We start from the raw sequence: 20,914 nt of genomic DNA, 5'->3' as shown, positions 1-20,914 counted from the left end.
ACCATCCTCCTAATAACCATAAAGCTCATCTACGGAAACTTCCTGTGTTTTGGCACCTTCTTTGACTGTATCTCCATAAGGGAATGCAATCTTGTCATCACGTGTGATTCCGCCCGTAACCAGCACACTGTAGCCTCCGTTTACATTTCCGCCAACGCTCAGCTTCTGTTTTTTGAGCACACCGTTGTCATCCTTATAAACATAACTGCTTCCGTTTTCGGAACGTACAAATGCTCGATCCAGGACGATTCCCTTACTCTGCGTATCACTTTGAAGCGTAATCGTAAGCCAGTAATCGTCATCGGACACTTTCACTGATTTATCCGGAATAGTTGCTGTATAGGAATAATAAGAAACATTTGGATTCCCATTTCCGGAATAATTGTCTCCGGAAACCGGATATTCCGAAACATCAACCACTTCCGCCTCGAAGTCACCGTTCTGTCCGGAACAGTTCAAAATTGTTCCCTCTTTGATCTGATCCAGCATCAGTTCGCTGACCGTACCCTTTACATAAAATCCCTCTTTGCTCTTTATCGTCATAAAATTACTGCCATCTGATGCTGTCGTAGCAGGATCACCGACTTTTGCAACTGTTCCATCCAGTTTACTGTAAATGACTTCTTTTTTGACTTTTTTCTCAAGTTTTTCGATATTAAGCTTACTCTCACGTATGTCCAGTTTCAGGCTTTCTACTTTATTCTGCTGTATCTTGATTGCATCCTCACGCGAGATAGAGGCATTACCACCATCCCCCTGGTCTCCGTCATCATCTCCGTTATCATCATCCGAATTATTATCATATTGAGATGCATCTGCCAGTGTAAACTCCACTTCAGAATAGTCCGGAACCATTTTTTCAAGAAGACTGCCGTCAACCAGATAATATCCGGTGCAGGATTTCTTACGGTCAGCAAGATCTTCTACTGTATCATTCTGATGAAATTCCAGCTGATACCAGTATCCTTTCTTACCATCTTCTTTGTTGCCGTTCGCATCAAAAGCTGCCATTTTATTTAAGAAAGAACCCTGCGCAACAACATAACCTTTGGCCGAACTGCAAAGGAATACATATGGATGTTTTTTGGTCCCTTTTCCGCTAAGCGGTTTTGAATCACCATCAAGTACCTGATAAAACATCGGATTACCATCGGTCAGACCCGAAGTATCCTGGTTCACATCTTCGTCGGTATCCACGATATCGATCTGCTCATCCGAGCTGTCACCGAAATCATCATCCGCATTGTCACCGGAGTTACCGGAATCATCGCCATCTATAATATCTATCTGATCGCCATTATTACCGTCACCGAAACTGTTTCCGCCTGTATTTCCATTGTTACCACCTGTATTGCTGTTGCTCCCGGTATTGTCGCCGGTATTATTTCCGGCACCAGAGTCTCCTCCGGCATTTGTATCTGCTCCGTCACCCTCCGCAGTACTGCCGGAATCACCAGTCTGCGTATCAGCGTCGTCATCCTTTGCAACGTCACTTTCTGCGAAATCTTCTTCCTGATAAACAGCTACCTCAGAAATATCTCCTGTATTTACAGCCGCTGCCAGAATTGGATTCATAGCAGCTGCCAGATATACTCCGTTGACATTACCGGATACGGAAGCTGTTTCATCTCCATCATCAGAACTGTCACTTCCATCCATACCGCTGTCTGTATCTGTATCAGAATCTGAAGAAGTATCTGAAGTATCTGCATCACTTTCTTCGATTGCGCCACCATTTTTCAGACTGTTCAGTCGATTGGTTGCCTTATTCAGTTCCTGTTCCTGCTTCTGTTGTTTCAGTTTTGCAATATTCAGTTCCATCTGAACCAGAGTCATATCGAAGGAAATCAGTTTATCATCTTTTTTTACCTCATCACCCTTTGATACATAAACTTCCTGGATGATCATATCTTTATCTACGGTAATATTCTGAATAGCACTTGTCACGATATTTCCGTCAAGATTCGTGTCATCCATATAATACTGTCCTGCCAGATTGTCCACGCTTACAACAGAAACTGTTTTTTGATGAGACTTTTTATAATAGGTTGCGCCTCCTGCTGAACCACCAGCAACGAGAGCTGCAATCAGAATGCCTATAATAATTCTTTTTTTCATTCTATTACTTCACCTCTTTTTCCTTCAGCTCACCATCACGTATCGTTACCACACGCTTTGCATGTGCTGCGATATCCGCATCATGGGTGATCATCAGTACCGTTACCCCCTCATCATTCAGACTTTGGAAAAGCTCCATAACCTGTGCACCTGATTTACTGTCAAGAGCACCGGTCGGTTCATCCGCAAGTAAAAGCTTCGGATTATTCACGATTGCCCTGGCAATCGCCACTCTCTGCATCTGACCACCGGAAAGCTGATTTGGCAGAAAATCGACTCGATCTGCCAGGCCGACACGTTCCAGCGCTTTTAATGCACGTTCTCTTCGTTCTTTTTTGGCTACTTTTGCGTAGTTCAATGGTAATTCTACATTTGCCAGTGCCGACTGTCTCGGGAGCAGATGAAAACTCTGAAATACAAATCCGATCTTATTTAATCTCAGATCTGACATATCATTCTCGGAACAGGTCAGAATATCCTGTCCATCAAGTGAAAAACTTCCTTCTGTCGGTTTATCCAGACAACCAATGATGTTCATCAACGTTGTTTTTCCTGAACCTGAAGGACCCATGATTGCCACATATTCACCCTCTTCCATGGAGAAATTGACATCTTTGAGTACCGGCACGCTCATTTTGCCCTGCTGATAGTTTTTATATATGCCTTTTAATTCAAGAATCATTCTGAATCCTCCGTATCCTCCTGATCCGATACGAGATTTTCATCCATCATACTTTCATCATCGGAGGTATCATCTGAAATCAGATCTCCCATCGCATCCGGGTCATCAATCACTGTGCTGTCACCGTCTGACTCATCTTCATCATCAATGCTCCAGTCATCCGCATTCCAGTCATCTTCAGAATCAGAAGAATCATCAATGACATCTGCATCTTCACTTTCAAGATTATCAGCCCCAAGTTCATCCACCGGCTGCATATCTACGGTACCGGTATCCATTGCTTCATCAATATTTGTCGTTGTAGACATACCCTCTTCAAGGACATCCGAAGGGAATGCAATGCTGTCATCTTTGGTAAGTCCGTCTGCAATCTCATATTCGCCCAGTTCTTCATCATATTGACCGAGAATCACATTTCGTTTTTCAAGCTTATCGTTCTTATCTGTGGCCCAGACATACGGACTGTCTGTATCCGCATCGACAATATATGCTTCACTGATCCAGACCCCAACTTTCTGCGTATCCTGTCCTTCATCCATTTCTATGTAGACATGCTGCCCAAGCATCAGCCCATCAGAAGAATCCAGATTTACATAAAACGGATATGTACTGGTAGTTGTCTGTGAATCTCCGCTGCTGTCAGTCATACCATAGCCGGAACTGCTACTGTTGCTGCTGGTTGCACTTTCGCGGTCAATTGTCCCCATAGTTCCTTTCCAGATCTGACTGCTGTCCACACGGGAACGGATAATGACCGGATTTCCTTCAATGATATTCTGGACATTCATTTCATTGACAGTGCCCTTGATACGATATGCGCCCGTGCTCAGGATTGTAATGAACGCATTCCCACTGCTGCTGTCTCCGGAGGGAGAATCTGAATCGTCTCCACTATCATCCACACTACTATTATCATCCGAAGCCAGCTTTGAAGTATCAATCTTCTGAATCACACCGTCAATACTGCTTCGTACCTCCGTATTCCCCGTTGCACTCTGCAGCTTGTCAATCTCTGCCTGTTTACTTTTTTGGCTGTATTCATTCTTTTTGAGATTCATTTTGTTTGTCTCGATCTCAATTGTATAAGAAAGCTGATTGTCCTGCGTTGCCTGCTTCTTTTCTTTTTCCAGAGTTGCAATCTGTTCTGTCAGACTGCTTGCTTCATTTTTGAGTCTGTCCAGATCAAGCTGCGTTTCCTCCAGACTTTCCTGAATACTGCTCAGATCATATTCAAAAAGAAGCTGTCCTTTTTTGACCTGATCACCTGTCTTGACCTTAACTTCCTTAACCGTCCTGCCGCTTTCCAGTTCAACCGATACGGTCTCCTGCGGTTCAACAACGCCCGCATAACGGTTGGATACTCCGGATGCCTGATCCGTCAGATCACTGATCTTCGTTACATAGACTGCTTCACCGCTGGTCTGCTGATGGTTTCCAATGATTCCCGTCTTCCAGCATACTCCTGCTGCTCCGCCGCCAATTATCAATATCCCAAGAAGGATCAATATACGTTTTTTCATAAACCTGTGTTCCTCCTAACTTCGTAAAAGGTACTTTTAATTCCTATATCATAGCAATTTTCTTTTCTAACCCTGTAAAAGGCATTTTTCAACTTAATTATCATAGCAGATTCTGAAATAAAAGAAAAGAGCTGAGAAAAATCCGCTGTTGTTTCACATTTTGTTCACGAATTACTTCGAAATCCGACGTAAATTTACCTTTTTTTGACTTTTATGCATTTATCTGATAAAATATAAAAGACTATTTTTGAAAGGAAAGATACCTATGAAGATCACAAAAGGTCTGTTGCCTTTTCTTCTGTTTATCCTTATGTCCGTCACACTTCTGACCGGCTGTTCCCACGTAGATAAAACAGATGTAGAGGCAGTAATCACCAATGAACTGGATCTGCTGAAAAATCTGGATTCTGATACAACCCAGAAATACGTATCCTACAAAGAGCTTTTTCCTGATACAACAGAGGAAATTCAATTATCAAATGAAGTAAAAGAAGTTTTTTCACTCTTTTTTCAGGATTTCGATTACAAAATCCTGGATATCGATGTCGACAATGATATAAAAGAAGCCAGCGTTTCCCTCAGGCTTTCCACACTGGATGCCAAAACACTTGCAAAGGATTATGCAGAAGCATCTCTTGAAGCAGCCATTCTCAAAGCAGCCGCCTCTGATACACAGTCAACAGAAGAGACAACGGATTCTCTCGAAGAACGTTATCTGATCTTAGACAGCCTGCTTAAGGAAAACAAATACGAAACGGTGACACGAGACTGTACCATGACTCTCCAGCACAATGGTTCGGATCATGATGAATGGGAAATTCAAAGATCACATTCTCTCGAAAATGATCTTGTCGGCGGTCTTATAAGTTATCTGTCTGATAACGACATTCTCTCACCCGAAGAAACATTAACAGTTTATCTGAACACTCTGAAATCCATGGATACCCGACAGATGGGGGACTATCTCGGTATTGAAAGCCTGCTTAATACTTCCGATTCCGACAAAAATTCCATTGCTTCCGCACTTGTAGAACAGGTACACCAGAATTTTGATTTCAAAATTACCGATTGCGATACTCAGGGATATACAGCAACGATCAGCACAACAATCACAACTTTCGACAGCACTGCGATCCTGAACACTTTCAGCCAGGAACAGGATACGTACTTAAGCTCCGCTGACGCTGTAATAGACGGATCAGAAAAACGCTATCAGAAATCTCTTGAGATGCTTCTCAAAGATATCGAAAATAACACTGCGACTATTACTTCATCTGCATACTTTCATCTGACCAATGATGGAGTTTCATGGAAACTCGATGACAGTAATACAACCATCGGAAATGCCATATTCGGAACTCTGAGCAGTTCCCCGGTAAGTGAAGATGCACAGGATACAGATTCTTCTGAAAACGAATAATTTCATTCGGCTTTATATCATCTCAGCACAAAACGGCTGCCCCGTAATTTGGGACAGCCGTTTTATTTACTCTTTTATTCTTCTGTTTCCGGTTCTACTTCAAGGCCAAGTTCTTCAAGCTGCTGCTCGCTGACTCTGCTTGGTGACTCTGTCATCAGACAGGATGCGTCTTTTACCTTCGGGAAGGCAATCACATCACGGATACTGTCAACTTTTGCCATCAGCATAACAAGACGGTCAAGGCCATAAGCCAGTCCTGCGTGAGGCGGAACTCCGTATTTGAATGCGTTCAGAAGGAATCCAAACTGTTCGTAAGCAGCTTCCCTCGTGAAACCTAACATCTCAAACATCTTTTCCTGAATGTCGTTCTGATGGATTCTGACACTTCCTCCGCCGATCTCATTACCATTCAGTACAATATCATATGCTTTTGCACGGATCTTTCCGAGATCTCCGCTTTCGATCAGCGGGATATCCTCATCCATCAGCATTGTAAACGGATGATGCATCGCTGTGTAGCGGTTTTCTTCCTCATTCCACTCAAGAAGTGGGAATTCTGTTACCCATACAAAACGATATTCATTCTTATCAAGAAGATCCATCTGTTTTGCAAGTTCTACACGGAGAGCTCCCAATACATCATAAATGACCTTGTTCTTATCCGCTGCAAAAAGAAGCAGGTCTCCCGACTTACCTTCCATTGCCTGAACAAGTGCATCCATTTCTTCATCTGTCATGAATTTTGCAAAAGAAGATTTACGTGTTCCGTCTTCTGCGATTGCAATGTAAGCAAGACCTTTTGCACCATAGCCTTTTGCAAATTCAACCAGCTTGTCAATTTTTTTACGAGGCATTCCTCCCTGGCCTTCTGCGTTGATACCACGAACGCTTCCGCCATTTTCCAGTGCACTCTTAAATACACCAAAGCCACAGTCTTTGACAACTTCGCTTACATCATGTAGTTCCATACCGAAACGCATATCCGGTTTGTCGGAACCAAAGCGATCCATAGCTTCCTGCCATGTAATTCTCTGAATCGGAAGTTTTACATCTACATCCAAAACTTCTTTGAACAGATATGCAAGAAATCTCTCATTTACATCAATAACATCATCTACATCTACGAAAGAAAGCTCCATGTCGATCTGCGTAAATTCCGGCTGACGGTCTGCACGGAGATCCTCATCACGAAAACAGCGTGCAATCTGGATGTAACGGTCGTAACCGGAGCACATCAGGAGCTGTTTGTAGAGCTGAGGGGACTGCGGAAGTCCGTAAAATGAACCCGGATGGATTCTGGACGGAACAAGATAATCTCTCGCACCTTCCGGTGTACTCTTACCAAGCATCGGTGTTTCGATTTCAAGAAATCCTTCTTCTGTGAAGAATTTACGTGTCAGCTGGGCAACTTTGCTCTTCAGCATGATATTTCTCTGTAAATCCGGTCTTCGAAGATCCAGATAACGATATTTCAGACGAATCTCGTCTTTTGTCTTGCTGTTCTCCTCGATCGGGAACGGCGGAACATCTGATTCTGCCAGAATACGTAAAGATTCTGCACGAAGTTCAATTGCACCTGTTGCAAGATTTTCGTTAACTGCACCACCACGATTCTCAACGGTTCCGGTTACAGCAATTACAAATTCGCTGCGAAGCTTTCCTGCTTTTTCAAAACCTGCTTCATCAATATTACCATTTTCAAAAATCAACTGCATGATACCGGAACGGTCACGAAGGTCAACAAAAACGATTCCGCCTTTGTTACGGGCTTTCTGTACCCAACCCATCAGGGTCACTTTGCTGCCGACCATTTCCTTTGTCACTTCTGCACATCGGCATGTTCTGTGCAGTCCTTTCATACTTTCAGCCATGATTCTGTCTCCTTTTTTATCTGTTGAAAAATTCCACAAATTCTGTATAACCTTCGGCTGTCATCTGTTCTTTCTGGAATTTTTTATTTTTCTTCATAATAGAAATATTAACCTGAACACCGTTTTTGCGCTCTTCTTCTGCCTGTTTCAGGATAGGAAGAAGCTTGTCTGCCGGCATATTCTTCTCAATCAGGTATGCTTTCTTTGCTCCATTCTCAGGAATCTCATATCCTCTTTCAAGAAGAAGCATAACGATTCTTTCGAATCCGATAGAAAATCCACAAGCAGAAGTATTCTGTCCTGTAAATTTACCGATCATCTCATCATAACGTCCGCCACCGCCTACGGAACCACCGAATTCATCCATCGCAATTTCAAAAATCGGTCCTGTATAATAAGACATTCCGCGAACCAGTGTCGGGTCAAAAGAGATCCTGAAATCTGCATTCTTAACAGAATCAACTGCTGTAATGATTGTTTCAAGGTCTTCTGCAACCTTCGGATCCAGAACATCTTTTAATTTTTCTCTGCAGTAGCGTACACCTTCGATGTCAGAAGTAATTTCTTTAAACATACCAAGGTAAGTGTCAATACTATCTTTCTTAAAGCCTTCTTTTTCAAGTTCTTCGGCAACACCTTCCAGACCGATCTTGTCCATCTTATCCAGAATGATGAATACCGTATCAAAGCTTTCTTCCGGGAAGCCACTGTACTGAGCCATTGCCTTCAGAATCTTTCTGTCGTTGATACGGATCGTAAAATTATGGAAATCCAGTTTACCAAGCAGGGTAGTTGTTGCCATAACAAGCTCGATTTCAGCAAGATATGTCGGCTCACCAAGGATATCGATATCGCACTGCATGAACTGACGGAAACGTCCTCTCTGCGGACGGTCTGCTCTCCATACATTGCCCATCTGAAGTGCCTTAAACGGTGCCGGAAGCTGTCCGGAATTGTTGGAATAATATCTGGAAAGCGGCACAGTCAGATCATAGCGAAGGCCGGAATCTACCAGATCTGCTTCACATTCTGCAGTATCCAGTTTCAGTTTCTCACCACGTTTCAGGATTTTGAAGATCAGTTTTTCATTTTCTCCACCCTGTTTGCTGCTGAGGTTTTCAATGTGCTCCACACATGGAGTCTCGATTGCAGAGAATCCGAACTTTCCGTATGTTTCACGGATCATGTTCATTACATAATTACGGATCTCCATCTCCTTAGGTAAAATGTCTTTCATACCGGTAACCGGTTTTTTCTTTAATGCCATGCTGTCCTCCTGTTATTCATTATTATGTACCACTCTCTGAAATGCAAGAAATACTTCCATGTCAAAATTCTTGATTTCGTCAATCATCAGTTCTATCACTGTACTTACATCAAACGCTTTGCGATATGGTCTGTCCGAACTGAGCGCCGCATACACATCACAAACTCTTAAGATGCGTGCACCAAGCGGAATACTGTTCTCAGAAAGATTTGATGGATAACCACTGCCATCATAATTTTCATGATGATAAAGAATACTTTGAAGTACAATATCCGAATACCCCTGATCTTTCAGTTCTTCATATCCCAGCGACGAATGCATCCTCACATACTTCAGTTCCTCGATCAGAAGCGGGTCTCTTTCCTGACCATTGATATAGCCGGTAAGTTTCAGCTTACCGATATCATGAAGCATACCTGCGATTGCCATCTGGTAACAGAATTCTTCATCCAGCCCCATCTCAACAGCTACTGCATACGCCAGATTACTTACAACGACTCCATGATTCAGTTCCGCAGACAGATCAAAATCCAGAATCCGGTCCGTTGACTTAACTGTCTCACTCTGTGCTGTCTCCAACGTATACACCTCCTGATTTACAGCCATGTATTGATTCCTTTACGCTTTCGTTCGATCATTTCATCAATACGTTCGATATAATTCGTAACGTCTTTGACATTTTCCACTCGTTCGATACGTTTCCCATGATCAAAGACAAGTTTGGAAGAGCCACCTGCACCCAATGCGATGATCGGTTGCTTTTCCTCCATAATTAGTATATTGTAAATCCCGGCTTTGTCAACCTTTGCATAGCCAACATTCTCAAAATTCCCCTTCATATTCTTCTGTCGGTACAGATAATAAGGCCCCATACCCATCTCATAAGCAGTTCTCATGGTCATATCCATGATCTCCTGATTATTTTCAAAAGTCATCTCCTGATATCTGTCCTTAAAAATATTGAGGCGCGCCGCACGCTTCACTGCAAGAGAATGAACAGTAACGCTGTCCGGTGCAAGAACCCTTACTTCACCCAAAGTATGCTCCACCATCTCACGATCCTCTCCCGGGAGTCCCACGATCAGATCCATGTTGATATTATCAAACCCACACTCTCGCGCAAGAGCAAAGGCCTGTTTCGTCTCTTCCACCGTATGGCGTCGTCCGATAATATCCAGTGTTTCCTGATTCATGGTCTGCGGATTGACAGAAATTCTCGTAATCGGATAGTTGCGGATCATCTGCAGTTTTTCGCGTGTAATACTGTCCGGTCTTCCGGCCTCTATCGTAAATTCTGCAAGATGCTCACAATCAAAATTCGCTGTAATTTCATCCAGCAGGATTTTCAGCTGATCCGGTTCCAGTGTAGTAGGTGTACCTCCGCCAATGTAAACCGTATCCAGCTTTTTGCCTTTTTCATGCATGATCTGCGCGACCGCACGTATCTCTTTGCAGAGAGCATCCAGATACAAATACACTCTGTCCTTCCACTGTTTCAATGGATAGGAACTGAAAGAACAATAAAGGCAGATGCTTGGACAGAACGGAATTCCCACATACAGGCTGTAACCGTTCTCATAGTCTATATCCTTAAGAATCTCTCTTTCTCTGTTCGCAATGGTGATCGCCAGCGCAGTCTTCTGTGGGCTTACCATGTAACGTTCTCTCATCTCCTGCGCAGCTTCTGTATTTTTCATTCCGGACTCGATCAATCCCATGGCAAGTTTCGCCGGACGGATGCCGGTAAGATTTCCCCACGGAAGAGTTTTGCCCGTCAGTTTTACAAGAAGTTTATATAAAGCAATCTTGACAGTATCTTTACGTTCTTTACGTACTGCATGTGCCCGTTCTTTCTGTACAGCAGCGTTCTGATTCTCTGCATCTGTACAAGAAACAAGGGCATCCGAAGACTGCCCCTTTATAAATTCTGCACTTGCCACACCTTTGGTTTCCGCATTTTCATAGGAAATCACACAGGAATCCGCCTGCTTTGTGATCTTAAAAAAAAGATCACAGGTCTCTTCCTCTTTTTCATAAAAAGAATGTATCTCACTTCCCGGATAAAATGCCCGTATCAGTTCATATATATCATGCTCAAATTCCCTGTCCTCAAACAGAATACCAATCTTAAACAAATGGATTATACCTCTTTTCGTAACCGATTGTGGTGGATGCATCATGCCCCGGATATACCTCTGTGTCATCCGGAAGTGCATCAAGAAGCCTGTGCAGACTTTCTACAATTGCTGCTGTACTTCCTTCCGGAAAATCTGTTCTGCCCACTGAGCCGCAAAAAACAGTGTCACCGCTGAAGAGTACTCCCTCGTCTTTCAGATAATAGCAGCAGCTTCCTACTGTATGGCCCGGTGTCTCAATCATCTGTACAGAAAATCCTGCCAGCCTGGCTACCTGCAGGTCCGTAAGATATACATCGGCCTTTAAGGTATAACTGTTCATATGATATGCCGTCAGATTGATCTTAGGATCCTGAAGTGTTTTTTCTTCTTTCTGACTGGCATAAATCGGAATCTGATATCTGTCGCGAATAGCTTCTGCTGCCAGAATATGGTCAAAATGTCCGTGTGTCAGAAGAATTGCTACAGGATTTCCCTGCATTTCAAGAATCTTCTGTTCGATTTTTTCTGCGTTATCACCCGGATCAATAATCAGCATTTCTCCTGTTTCTTTATTTTTAAGAAAATAACAGTTTGTAAATACACTGCCGACAATGCATTTCTGTAAATCCAGTCTGCTCATATGCTTTCCTTTCTGATGATCAGCCTGTCGTACGTTCTACATCCAGTACACTCTCAACCTGTCGGATCTTTGCAATCAGAGAAGAAAGTTCTTCCTTACTTGCAATCTCAAAACTGATGGAGATCGTTGCTTTTTCCTGTTTACTGGTACGGCTGTTAATGGTTCTCATATCTATCTTTCTCTCAGTAAAAATCTTGGAGAGATCTACCAGAAGTCCGGTACGGTTATTTGCATATACCTGAATCTCTGCCATATACTTCTCGGATTTATTTTCTGCCGGCTGCCACTCCGCCTCGATCAGACGCGCCCGATCCATTTCCGACATATTCAGAACATTGACACAGTCTGTTCGGTGAATGGTGATTCCACGTCCTCTCGTCACAAAACCAACGATCTCGTCTCCCGGAATCGGACTGCAGCATTTTGAAAATCGAACTGCCACATCATGGATACCTTTTACAACAATACCACCCTTATTCTTGGTGACATGAAGTTTCTCCTGTGTCTCGCCGGTTGCTTCCAGAACCTGCTCATCTGTCAGATTCTTCTGATTTTCTTTATCATAAGCTTCGATCAGCTTGTTAAAAACCTGACCTTCTTTCAGCCCACCATGTCCGATTGCAGCAAGTACGGAATCCCAGTCACGGAAACCATATTTGCGCATAACAGATTCCAAAAACTGTGGTTTCGTATAAATCCCGATCTTATATCCCTTTGATTTGGCATACTGGGTAAGCATCTCCTTACCTTTCAGTATGTTATCTTCCTTTAATTCTTTCTTAAACCACTGGTTGATTTTGTTCTTTGCCTGTGTGCTCTTAACAAGCTTCAGCCAGTCACGGCTCGGTCCCTGAGAATTCTGAGAAGTAATGATCTCGATACGGTCTCCGTTTTTGATCTGGTATTCAATCGGTACCAGCTTGCCATTGACACGGGCTCCTACCATACGGTTACCGACTGCGCTGTGTACACTATAGGCAAAATCAATCGGTGTAGAACCATTCGGAAGGTTCTTGACATCTCCCTGTGGAGTAAAACAATATACGCTGTCTGCAAACAGATCAAGGTCATTTTTCAACAGGCTCATGAACTCTCTGTTATCTGACATATCCCGCTGCCATTCCAGAATCTGCCGCAGCCAGTTCAGCTTTTCTTCCTCTCGTTTGTCAACCGGCACTTTACCATCAGAAGATTCCTTATACTTCCAGTGCGCTGCAATACCATACTCTGCTGTTTTGTGCATCTCGAAGGTACGGATCTGGATCTCGAACGGCTGTCCGTTCGGCCCGATCAGTGTAGTATGCAGAGACTGGTACATGTTTGGCTTCGGCATGGCAATATAGTCCTTGAAACGTCCCGGAATCGGTTTATACATCTCATGAATCACACCAAGTGCTGCATAACAGTCCTTGACTGTATCAACAAGGATACGAACCGCAAACAGATCATAGATCTGATCGATCGTCTTGTCCTGATTGACCATCTTTTTATAGATGCTGAAGAAATGTTTGATACGTCCGTCAACCTGTGCTTTGATCGCAGCTTCGTCCATATGCTGCTTGACCTGTTTGACAATATTATTTACAAATTCCTGACGTTCACTCTTTCGCAGAGCCACTTTATTTACAAGATCATAGTATACATCCGGTTTCAGATATTTCAGGGAGAGATCATCCAGTTCGACTTTGATCTTGGAAATACCGAGGCGCATCGCAATCGGCGCATAAATATCCATCGTCTCGCGTGCTTTTTCCTGCTGTTTTTCCGGTCTCATATACTGCAGGGTACGCATGTTGTGAAGTCTGTCTGCAAGCTTGATCAGAATAACACGGATATCCTTTGCCATCGCAAGGAACATTTTACGAAGGTTTTCTGCCTGCAGTTCAACTTTGTCTGCTGAATAGCTCAACTGTCCCAGTTTTGTGACACCATCAACCAGCAGTGCAACCTCTGCACTGAATTCCTTCTCAACTTCTTCCGTGGTCATCCATGTATCTTCCACTGCATCATGAAGAAGACCTGCAACGATTGTTTCCTTATCCAGCTCCAGATCTGCAAGAATGATTGCCACGCAAAGCGGGTGAATGATATATGGTTCCCCGGATTTTCTTTTCTGATCTTTGTGTGCATCACTTGCGACTTCATATGCCTTCTGTATCATGGTAATATCTGTAGAAGGATGATATTTCCGGACACTGGTGATCAGCTCCTGATACAAAACTTCAGGGCTCGTAAAATCCTGCATGGTCTTTACTGCGGCATCTGCTTTCCTTACAGATTCCAGCTTTTCCCGCTCTTTCGGGTCAATATTTTTATCGCGCTGTACATTCTCTTTCTTCTCTGTCATTCTCTCCCACCTGCCTGCCGTTGTTTCATCTGATTCTTTCATTCATGCAGCTTATCGCTGCCGGTCCAGTTTGGAATACTTGTACTTATTTACCTTCGTATTTGATAACAGAAGCTACATCGTATCCGGCAAGTTTTTCTCTGCCTTTTAATCCGGCAAGTTCCATAAGAAATACTACTTTGACAACTTCTCCGCCAAGCTCCTCGACCAGTTTGATTGCGGCTTCTACGGTCCCGCCTGTAGCAATCAGGTCATCTACAATAGCGACTTTCTGTCCTGGTTTGATAGAGTCTTTATGCATCTCGATCGTTGCTGTACCATATTCCAGATCATATTCCTGTGAAACTGTCTCGCATGGCAGTTTACCTTTCTTACGAATTGGTACAAATGGTTTATGAAGGTTATAAGCAATCGGCACACCAAAGATAAAGCCTCTGGACTCTGTACCTGCGATCACATCTACCTCTGTATCTTTCAGACAGTCCTGCATAGACTGAATTGCAAGATGCAGACCATCCGCATCCTGCAGAACAGTGGTAATATCTCTGAAAATGATTCCCGGTTCAGGAAAATCCGGGATACTTCTTACATACTCTTCTAATTTTTTCATAATTGCGTGCCTCCGCCTGTTTTCTGTAAATCTAGGTTATAAGTATATCACTTTTTTATAGTAGAATCAATGCAAAAACTAAGGCTGCCCGTCAGACAGGCAGCCTCAATCTCTTCGTTATAAAATTGTATGTACACTATTGTCTGTATTAATAAAAGCCTTTATACAGCTCGATCTGCTGTTCAGTAACCATAGAAAGTGCTTTCTCGATTGCTTTGTATGTATTCGGACGCTGAGCTTTCAGGCTTCCCGGATTGAGCATATAATCTTTGACAGATTCTGCAAAATACTCTGAAGCATTCCGTGTCACATATGCTTTATTATAACCGGTAACCATACCTTTCTCACTGCTGTAGACAGATGAAAATTTACTTCCCGTGTCCATGTTTCCTGCCATGAATGCAAGGAAATGTCCCAGTTCGTGATAAATGGTATCATCCATCTGTTTCATAGTGATCGTACGTGTACGTGCATCAAAATGTCCGGAATAACTTACACTTGGATCAACTTTAACAGTAAATCCCAGCTTTGTGAATGCATTCAGAACTCTGTTGTCCATTTTCGGTGCTACAGATGCAATGTTGGTAACAGTATACTTAGACGCACTGGATGTCGAAGCTGTCCCAGTTGCAGCTTGTGTACTTGCAGCCACTGTCGTTGTCGTTGTAACTTTCTGCGTAACAACCTTCTGTTTGGATCTTCTTGTATACTTCTCAGTTGTAGCGGTCTTTACAACCGTCTGAGTTTTAACTGTTGTAGACTTGTTCTGTTTTTTGTTTTTGTGCTTGATTTCTGCTTCGTTGGAAGTCTCTTAGTATAAGATTTCCTTGACGCGGTTCGCATTCTTACCTTTTTACTCGTTGTCTTGGTACTTGTCTTTCTCTTTGTGGTAACCTTTGGCTTCGATGCCAGTGGAGTATCATCACCTGTCAGTGATGTCTCAAGTACCGGATCTGTATAGGATGGAAATACTACTGCATCCTGTGACTGCCAGCTGATACCAAAACTACCTGCTGCAATGATTACAGCTGCTGCAACGCATCCTGCTGCAACTTTCTTCTGTCTGAAGAACTCTTTAATGCTTTTCTTTTTCATGATTATCACACCTCTCAGATATCGACATATTCGATGCGGCTTTTCCCGTTTTAGCATGCAAAAAGACCGCTTAATAATAAATATTAAACGGCCGCATAAACCAATCCAGTTCTACCATATAGAATACGTCACTAAATCAGAATTTAATGCGGCAACCGGCTGTCATAATCTCACGACCTTAGACCCATGGCTTTGCGTCCCTGCCTTTCGACAGGTTTGCCTTTGAATTTATTAAACCGATTTCCCCAAATAATGTCAATATTTTTTCTGATTGCATTCTTTTTTTTACATTTTCTGGTATACTGTTCACAAAACCGTAATTAAAAAATTCAAAAAGGAGCGGCTTTTTTATGAAAAAATCAGTTTTTGCCCGTTCCTTTGCCATATTGTTGATTTCCTGCATATTTTGCAGCATTTTATCCGAATGTGGTTCCAGCAGCAAAAGTTCTTCGTCAGAGCCACCTGTCTACTCTCCGCTGCGCGTCCTTGTCCCAGAAGCTCCCGGCAGTGATACGCTTGGATCTTCCCCTCTGACACTGGATGTTTCAAATATCACACAGGGCTATTTCGCAGCACAGTCTGATTCTGCTGATCTTGTTACCAGTCTTCAGATCACAGCTCCTACCGGAGTTCTTTATTCCTATTTTATAGAACCCGGGGAAAATGCTGTCATTCCGTTTACAGAAGGAGACGGAGACTACACGGTTGTCGGATACCAGCAGATTCAGGGAGACCAGTATGCAGCGCTGTACAGCGAAACACTGACGGTAGAACTGGAAAATGAATTTCTTCCGTTTCTTTATCCAAATCAATATGTAAACTTTTCGCCGGACAGCGAGGCAAGCAAACTCGCACTGTCTATGGTTTCAGAAGATACCAGCGATATAGATGCGCTGAAGCAGATTTATAATTATGTAGTTAATAATCTCTCTTACGATTATGACAAAGCCGAGACGGTAGAAACCGGTTATCTGCCGGATGTAGACGAAACGCTTTCTACCAAAACCGGCATCTGCTTTGATTATGCCGCACTGACTACTGCCATGCTTCGAAGCTGTGATATCCCATGCAAACTTCAGATTGGATATACCGGAGATATTAAACATGCCTGGATCGATGTCTACATCCGTTCCAAAGGCTGGGTAACAAATGCTGTATCATTCAATGGTGACAGCTGGAGCCTTATGGATCCGACCTTCGATTCCAGCGCAGACTCCGATGACAGTGAGGCAATTCAGGATTACATCGGCAATGCAGATAACTATACTGTACAGTTCACGCGATAATGGCAAAAGGAGACCTTTTTATGAAACATAAACTTACCGCACAGGAACTCTGCAATTTCTGTCAACAGCTTGGAGTACTGATTCATTCCGGAATGGGGCCGCTTGAAAGTCTCCATATTCTTCTGGAAGAAAGTACGACCGACACAGACCGTGAAGTTCTTTCCAATTTACTGTCTTCCATGGAAAAAACAGGGTCTTTATCTCAGGCTGTCACAGATTCGGGATTTTTTTCTGATTCTATGGCTGCTTACATAAAAACCGGCGAGCAAACCGGGTGTCTTGACGAAATTCTGGACAGTCTTTCTGAACATTACGAACAGGAACAGGAAACATCCGAACAGATCAGAAGTGCAGTCACCTACCCACTTCTTATGCTTGGTATGATGGGAATCGTAATCGTTGTTCTTCTTGTCAAGGTACTTCCGATCTTCCGTCAGGTTTTCCAGCAGATGGGAATGGAAATGAACGGATTTTCCAGTCGGCTTCTGAATGCCGGAAATGTCATCACTCGTTATTCTGCCTTTTTTCTGATTCTGGCTGTGCTTCTGATCGGATGCATCCTGTTTCTTTGTCTTAATAAAAAAGGCCAGCAGACGCTTGCAAAAATTGTCCTGCATCTTCCGGTACTTCGTGACATTCCGGTTGCACTCGACTACAGCCGTATGGCACAGGGACTGGCGCTCGGCCAGAAAAGCGGACTTTCTCCGGAAACCAGTCTTGCGCTTGCTGCGCAGATGATTTCTCACCCACTTGTTCTGGAACGTCTCCAAAAAGCTGCCGACCTTCTGAATACCGGCTATGCATTTTCCGACGCTCTGAAAGAATCCGGACTTTTTGGCGGCATGGAAATCCGCCTGATCGTAGTTGCATTCCAGTCCGGGACCGCGGATGATGCTTTCGCAGACCTTTCCAGCCGCTATCAGGACAATGCTTCTGCCCTGATCACACGTGTGATTTCTGTTATTGAACCGACTATCGTCATTATTCTCTCGGTTCTGGTAGGTCTGGTCCTGCTTTCCGTTATGATGCCGCTTCTTGGTGTACTTGCAGATATCGCAATGTGAGGTGTTCTGTTATGAAGCTTTTTGAAAGCCGTAAAGAAAAATTTTTTAAAAATGTCCTGCTTCTTTTTCCGTTGTTTCTGCTGATCTGCATCGGTCTCATTTTTTTCATTGCAATTGAGCGCACTTCCGATGCAACGATCCAGAAAGAACAGAGTGCATTGCTGCAGACGCTGGAAAGTGGTGCGATCCGTACTTACGCACTGAAAGGACAGTATCCGGAAAGTCTGGACGAACTTCTGAATGATTATCACATCACCTATGACTCTTCCAGATTTGTGATTGAATATGTTCCCAACGGATCCAACCTTCTTCCTTCTATCAGTGTTATCCCACTTACAGGAACAAATTCTGAAAGGAGGAATACTTCATCATGAAAAAAACAGCACCGACTTCTCATCCGATATCCGGTCTTTTTTCGCTGTTGCTATTCGGCCTCTTCGTACTGTTCCTTCTGATCATGCTGTTGTTCTCCGCACAGATTTATCAGCAATCCATCAAAAAGGCAGATTCCGAAACAGATCTTGGCACCGTTTCCTCCTATATCGCCACAAAATTCCGGCAGCACGATGTTCAGGATGGAATTTTTACGGATGAATTAAATGATATTCCAGCTTTATGTTTTCGTGATACCATAAATAATCAGGACTACATCACATACCTTTATCTGGATGACGGCCGCCTGAAAGAGCTTTTTACCGCAGACGGATCTTCTGCACAGGCAAATGCCGGTACCGCGATCGCATCTCTGTCAGACTTTCAGATAGAAGAAAACGCTAATGGCTTTTATCATATTTTTCTTCAAAGTACCGCCGGAGACACATCTGAATTCTATCTGCACAGCTGTGCAGCTTAAAAGGAGGTAACATGAAACAAATACAGTCACATTCCAAAAACAGTCTTTTTTTGATGGAAATGATTTTTGTCCTCCTTTTTCTTTCACTTTCCAGTGCTGCATGCATCCGTATTTTCGCAGCCGCCGAGAAAAACCATGTACACGCGGTTGAAAACAGACAGATACAGGCACACACTGTTTCTGTCAGTGAAATTATGGAGGGAAGTGATGGAAATGCAGACAGTTTTGTCAAATATCTTCCCGGAGGTATCTCAGACAGTTCTTCCGTAAACTGGTACTATGACCGCAACTGGAACATCTGCGATAAACAGAATGCTTCCTATCGAATGCTTCTTGAACTGTCCCCTTCCCTTTGTAAAAAGGCAGGAACGCTTTCCTTCTACCGGATGGATGCAGATCATGCCCTGCTTCATTCCACGGAATTTCGTTTTCCCTCCATCCAGTCAGCCCTTAAGGAGGAAGAATCATGAAACATGACCGAACATTTTTTGCAGCAACCGGTATTCCGTCGCTATTTCTTATTTTTTCTGTACTTTGTCTCGCGGTACTGTCTCTTCTTACACTCGGGAAATCACGGGACGAACTGCAGGCCGCCAATTTTGCCATCCAACAAACCAACCTTTATTACAAGACATGCGGAAAAGCCACAGGAACAGTCACAGCAATTCAAAAGCAGCTTGCTTCTGATTACAGTCAGGTTTCTGATTCAGATGCCTACTTCTCACTTGCCGGCCAGATTCCTGATGAAATTGACGGTCTCGCATACGATTCTTCTGCGAATGTTATTTCATTCTCGGAAGCGTTATCTGATACACAGGAGTTATCTGTAAAATTAAAAGTCCTGTACCCATCTTCGGACACAGAACCTTTTATTGAAATATTACAATGGAAAACAGACAATACAGCATCATGGACACCTGACATCCATCAGCCTGTATACAAAGGAGCTCAATCATGACAAACGAACAAACACTGGATTTTCTTACAACTGCTGCAAACCAGCATGCGTCTGATATCTTTATTATTGCCGGTCGTCCACTGTCCATTAAAGCGGACGGTCATCTTACCGATTATGGAGAACGTTTAATGCCGGATGATACAAAACAGATTCTCGAATGCATTTATCAGATGGCAAATAACCGCGACATCAATCACCTTCTGAATACCGGGGATGATGATTTTTCTTTTTCCATCCCCGGTCTTTCCAGATTCAGGATCAACGCCTATAAACAGCGCGGTTCACTGGCCGCTGTTATACGTGTGATTGCATTCCGCTTACCGGATCCGTCAGAACTCTCTATCCCGGATGATGTTATGCAGACTGCTGATTATACAAAAGGTATGGTTCTTGTAACTGGTTCTGCCGGAAGTGGAAAATCAACAACTATGGCTTGCCTGATCGACCGAATTAATCATTCCAGAGAGGGGCATATCATCACTCTGGAAGATCCGCTCGAATATCTGCATCGACACGACCGCTGTATTGTCAGTCAGCGTGAGATCTGCACAGATACAGAAAACTATCTGACATCTCTTCGCGCCACTCTGCGTCAGAGTCCGGATGTTATTTTACTGGGTGAAATGAGGGATCATGAAACGATCCAGACGGCAATGACCGCTGCCGAGACCGGTCATCTTGTGCTTTCCAGTCTGCATACGCTCGGTGCCGCAAACTCCATCAGCCGTATCATAGATGTTTTTGAACCGGCGCAGCAGCATCAGATTATCGTACAGCTTTCCATGGTTCTGCAGGCAGTCATTTCCCAGCAGCTGATTCCTGATGTAAACGGAAAGGTTATTCCTGTGTTTGAAGTTATGCGCCTTACACCTGCGATTCGAAATATGATCCGTGACAATAAACTGCATCAGATTGAAGGTGTCATTGCTTCCTCCTCCCAAGACCAGATGCGTTCCATGGATTACAGTCTTGTAGAGCTGTATAAACAAGGGCGGATCCATAAGGATACCGCAATCAAATATGCACTGAATCCTGATATGATCCGCCACAAACTTGTATAATATAT

At 43.4% G+C, this 20,914-nt stretch carries 20 protein-coding genes and 1 riboswitch; of the genes, 8 read left to right on the top strand and 12 right to left on the bottom strand.

The features are described 5' to 3' along the window. Nucleotides 1-9 precede the first annotated feature (9 nt). From H8Z79_RS12195 to H8Z79_RS12185, 3 genes are read right to left on the bottom strand one after another with little or no spacing between them, the layout of a single operon-like run. Complete coding sequence (locus tag H8Z79_RS12195; RefSeq protein WP_118040296.1) at nt 10-2,118, bottom strand: efflux RND transporter periplasmic adaptor subunit; 2,109 nt, start codon at nt 2,116-2,118, stop codon at nt 10-12. A 4-nt stretch (nt 2,119-2,122) separates the two neighbouring features. Further along, the gene (locus H8Z79_RS12190) at nt 2,123-2,800 is read right to left on the bottom strand and encodes an ABC transporter ATP-binding protein (RefSeq protein WP_015541304.1); all 678 of its coding nucleotides are present in this window, start codon (nt 2,798-2,800) and stop codon (nt 2,123-2,125) included. Continuing rightward, on the bottom strand, nt 2,797-4,320 hold the full coding sequence (locus H8Z79_RS12185; RefSeq protein WP_118040294.1) for an efflux RND transporter periplasmic adaptor subunit: 1,524 nt from the start codon (nt 4,318-4,320) through the stop codon (nt 2,797-2,799). The genes H8Z79_RS12190 and H8Z79_RS12185 overlap by 4 nt, the downstream gene beginning before the upstream one ends. A 265-nt stretch (nt 4,321-4,585) precedes the next feature. Here H8Z79_RS12185 and H8Z79_RS12180 point away from each other — a divergent pair, with 265 nt between their 5' ends. Continuing rightward, the gene (locus H8Z79_RS12180) at nt 4,586-5,740 is read left to right on the top strand and encodes a hypothetical protein (protein ID WP_015541302.1); all 1,155 of its coding nucleotides are present in this window, start codon (nt 4,586-4,588) and stop codon (nt 5,738-5,740) included. A 74-nt stretch (nt 5,741-5,814) separates the two neighbouring features. On the opposite strand, the gene aspS is transcribed toward H8Z79_RS12180, so the two are convergent. The 9 genes from aspS to H8Z79_RS12135 all read right to left on the bottom strand — a co-directional run bounded on the left by aspS (nt 5,815) and on the right by H8Z79_RS12135 (nt 15,687). Next, complete coding sequence (aspS, locus tag H8Z79_RS12175; protein WP_118040292.1) at nt 5,815-7,611, bottom strand: aspartate--tRNA ligase; 1,797 nt, start codon at nt 7,609-7,611, stop codon at nt 5,815-5,817. Nucleotides 7,612-7,627: 16 nt separating this feature from the next. Then, nucleotides 7,628-8,878 carry a histidine--tRNA ligase gene (gene hisS / locus H8Z79_RS12170; RefSeq protein WP_118040290.1) on the bottom strand — a complete coding sequence of 417 codons (1,251 nt, stop codon included), beginning with the start codon at nt 8,876-8,878 and terminating at the stop codon, nt 7,628-7,630. 12 nt (nt 8,879-8,890) lie between these two features. Continuing rightward, the gene (locus H8Z79_RS12165; protein ID WP_408609896.1) at nt 8,891-9,466 is read right to left on the bottom strand and encodes an HD-GYP domain-containing protein; all 576 of its coding nucleotides are present in this window, start codon (nt 9,464-9,466) and stop codon (nt 8,891-8,893) included. 8 nt (nt 9,467-9,474) lie between these two features. Beyond that, nucleotides 9,475-11,055, bottom strand: coding sequence for a coproporphyrinogen dehydrogenase HemZ (gene hemZ, locus H8Z79_RS12160; protein ID WP_118040404.1), 1,581 nt, complete (start codon nt 11,053-11,055; stop codon nt 9,475-9,477). After that, complete coding sequence (locus H8Z79_RS12155; RefSeq protein WP_015541298.1) at nt 11,006-11,635, bottom strand: MBL fold metallo-hydrolase; 630 nt, start codon at nt 11,633-11,635, stop codon at nt 11,006-11,008. Before H8Z79_RS12155 ends, hemZ begins: the two co-directional genes overlap by 50 nt. Nucleotides 11,636-11,654: 19 nt before the next feature. After that, a complete protein-coding gene (locus H8Z79_RS12150; RefSeq protein WP_118040288.1) occupies nt 11,655-13,982 on the bottom strand; it encodes a RelA/SpoT family protein in 2,328 nt (775 codons plus the stop codon). Nucleotides 13,983-14,067: 85 nt separating this feature from the next. Further along, nucleotides 14,068-14,592 (bottom strand): adenine phosphoribosyltransferase, encoded by a 525-nt coding sequence (locus H8Z79_RS12145; protein WP_015541296.1) that lies wholly within the window; start codon nt 14,590-14,592, stop codon nt 14,068-14,070. Between the two features lie 148 nt (nt 14,593-14,740). After that, nucleotides 14,741-15,244 carry an anthrax toxin lethal factor-related metalloendopeptidase gene (locus tag H8Z79_RS12140; protein WP_243023237.1) on the bottom strand — a complete coding sequence of 168 codons (504 nt, stop codon included), beginning with the start codon at nt 15,242-15,244 and terminating at the stop codon, nt 14,741-14,743. A 77-nt stretch (nt 15,245-15,321) separates the two neighbouring features. Next, the gene (locus H8Z79_RS12135) at nt 15,322-15,687 is read right to left on the bottom strand and encodes a hypothetical protein (protein ID WP_015541295.1); all 366 of its coding nucleotides are present in this window, start codon (nt 15,685-15,687) and stop codon (nt 15,322-15,324) included. 147 nt (nt 15,688-15,834) lie between these two features. Next, nucleotides 15,835-15,918: riboswitch (cyclic di-GMP riboswitch) on the bottom strand. 119 nt (nt 15,919-16,037) lie between these two features. On the opposite strand from H8Z79_RS12135, the gene H8Z79_RS12130 reads away from it, so the two are divergent. Genes H8Z79_RS12130 through H8Z79_RS12100 form a run of 7 tightly spaced genes read left to right on the top strand, consistent with a single transcriptional unit; the run spans nt 16,038 to nt 20,909 of the window. Further along, nucleotides 16,038-16,973, top strand: coding sequence for a transglutaminase-like domain-containing protein (locus H8Z79_RS12130; protein ID WP_015541294.1), 936 nt, complete (start codon nt 16,038-16,040; stop codon nt 16,971-16,973). A 20-nt stretch (nt 16,974-16,993) separates the two neighbouring features. Further along, nucleotides 16,994-18,037 carry a type II secretion system F family protein gene (locus H8Z79_RS12125; protein ID WP_015541293.1) on the top strand — a complete coding sequence of 348 codons (1,044 nt, stop codon included), beginning with the start codon at nt 16,994-16,996 and terminating at the stop codon, nt 18,035-18,037. Between the two features lie 11 nt (nt 18,038-18,048). Further along, nucleotides 18,049-18,411, top strand: a complete 363-nt coding sequence (locus tag H8Z79_RS12120; protein ID WP_015541292.1) for a hypothetical protein — start codon at nt 18,049-18,051, stop codon at nt 18,409-18,411. Continuing rightward, nucleotides 18,408-18,890 carry a DUF4860 domain-containing protein gene (locus H8Z79_RS12115; protein WP_118040286.1) on the top strand — a complete coding sequence of 161 codons (483 nt, stop codon included), beginning with the start codon at nt 18,408-18,410 and terminating at the stop codon, nt 18,888-18,890. The genes H8Z79_RS12120 and H8Z79_RS12115 overlap by 4 nt, the downstream gene beginning before the upstream one ends. Before the next feature lie 11 nt (nt 18,891-18,901). Beyond that, nucleotides 18,902-19,360, top strand: a complete 459-nt coding sequence (locus H8Z79_RS12110) for a hypothetical protein (RefSeq protein WP_015541291.1) — start codon at nt 18,902-18,904, stop codon at nt 19,358-19,360. Then, complete coding sequence (locus H8Z79_RS12105; RefSeq protein ID WP_015541290.1) at nt 19,357-19,848, top strand: hypothetical protein; 492 nt, start codon at nt 19,357-19,359, stop codon at nt 19,846-19,848. Before H8Z79_RS12110 ends, H8Z79_RS12105 begins: the two co-directional genes overlap by 4 nt. Then, nucleotides 19,845-20,909 carry a type IV pilus twitching motility protein PilT gene (locus H8Z79_RS12100; RefSeq protein WP_015541289.1) on the top strand — a complete coding sequence of 355 codons (1,065 nt, stop codon included), beginning with the start codon at nt 19,845-19,847 and terminating at the stop codon, nt 20,907-20,909. Before H8Z79_RS12105 ends, H8Z79_RS12100 begins: the two co-directional genes overlap by 4 nt. The last annotated feature ends 5 nt before the right edge of the window (nt 20,910-20,914 follow it).

This window comes from Blautia intestinalis, assembly GCF_014297355.1.
Lineage (GTDB): Bacteria > Bacillota > Clostridia > Lachnospirales > Lachnospiraceae > Blautia_A > Blautia_A intestinalis.
Note: the sequence above shows the minus strand (reverse complement) of the source record. Positions and strands in the feature narration are given on the sequence as shown.

What these genes read in the sequence shown, in the direction of transcription:
- H8Z79_RS12125 (WP_015541293.1), top strand. Translation starts at nt 16,994, where the DNA reads ATGAAACATAAACTTACCGCACAGGAACTCTGCAATTTCTGTCAACAG.
- H8Z79_RS12100 (WP_015541289.1), top strand. Translation starts at nt 19,845, where the DNA reads ATGACAAACGAACAAACACTGGATTTTCTTACAACTGCTGCAAACCAG.
- H8Z79_RS12145 (WP_015541296.1), bottom strand. Translation starts at nt 14,592, where the DNA reads ATGAAAAAATTAGAAGAGTATGTAAGAAGTATCCCGGATTTTCCTGAA.
- H8Z79_RS12150 (WP_118040288.1), bottom strand. Translation starts at nt 13,982, where the DNA reads ATGACAGAGAAGAAAGAGAATGTACAGCGCGATAAAAATATTGACCCG.
- hisS (WP_118040290.1), bottom strand. Translation starts at nt 8,878, where the DNA reads ATGGCATTAAAGAAAAAACCGGTTACCGGTATGAAAGACATTTTACCT.
- H8Z79_RS12190 (WP_015541304.1), bottom strand. Translation starts at nt 2,800, where the DNA reads ATGATTCTTGAATTAAAAGGCATATATAAAAACTATCAGCAGGGCAAA.
- H8Z79_RS12115 (WP_118040286.1), top strand. Translation starts at nt 18,408, where the DNA reads ATGAAAAAAACAGCACCGACTTCTCATCCGATATCCGGTCTTTTTTCG.
- H8Z79_RS12120 (WP_015541292.1), top strand. Translation starts at nt 18,049, where the DNA reads ATGAAGCTTTTTGAAAGCCGTAAAGAAAAATTTTTTAAAAATGTCCTG.
- H8Z79_RS12180 (WP_015541302.1), top strand. Translation starts at nt 4,586, where the DNA reads ATGAAGATCACAAAAGGTCTGTTGCCTTTTCTTCTGTTTATCCTTATG.
- H8Z79_RS12110 (WP_015541291.1), top strand. Translation starts at nt 18,902, where the DNA reads ATGAAACAAATACAGTCACATTCCAAAAACAGTCTTTTTTTGATGGAA.
- hemZ (WP_118040404.1), bottom strand. Translation starts at nt 11,055, where the DNA reads ATGCATCCACCACAATCGGTTACGAAAAGAGGTATAATCCATTTGTTT.
- H8Z79_RS12135 (WP_015541295.1), bottom strand. Translation starts at nt 15,687, where the DNA reads ATGAAAAAGAAAAGCATTAAAGAGTTCTTCAGACAGAAGAAAGTTGCA.
- H8Z79_RS12195 (WP_118040296.1), bottom strand. Translation starts at nt 2,118, where the DNA reads ATGAAAAAAAGAATTATTATAGGCATTCTGATTGCAGCTCTCGTTGCT.
- H8Z79_RS12130 (WP_015541294.1), top strand. Translation starts at nt 16,038, where the DNA reads ATGAAAAAATCAGTTTTTGCCCGTTCCTTTGCCATATTGTTGATTTCC.
- aspS (WP_118040292.1), bottom strand. Translation starts at nt 7,611, where the DNA reads ATGGCTGAAAGTATGAAAGGACTGCACAGAACATGCCGATGTGCAGAA.
- H8Z79_RS12155 (WP_015541298.1), bottom strand. Translation starts at nt 11,635, where the DNA reads ATGAGCAGACTGGATTTACAGAAATGCATTGTCGGCAGTGTATTTACA.
- H8Z79_RS12105 (WP_015541290.1), top strand. Translation starts at nt 19,357, where the DNA reads ATGAAACATGACCGAACATTTTTTGCAGCAACCGGTATTCCGTCGCTA.
- H8Z79_RS12185 (WP_118040294.1), bottom strand. Translation starts at nt 4,320, where the DNA reads ATGAAAAAACGTATATTGATCCTTCTTGGGATATTGATAATTGGCGGC.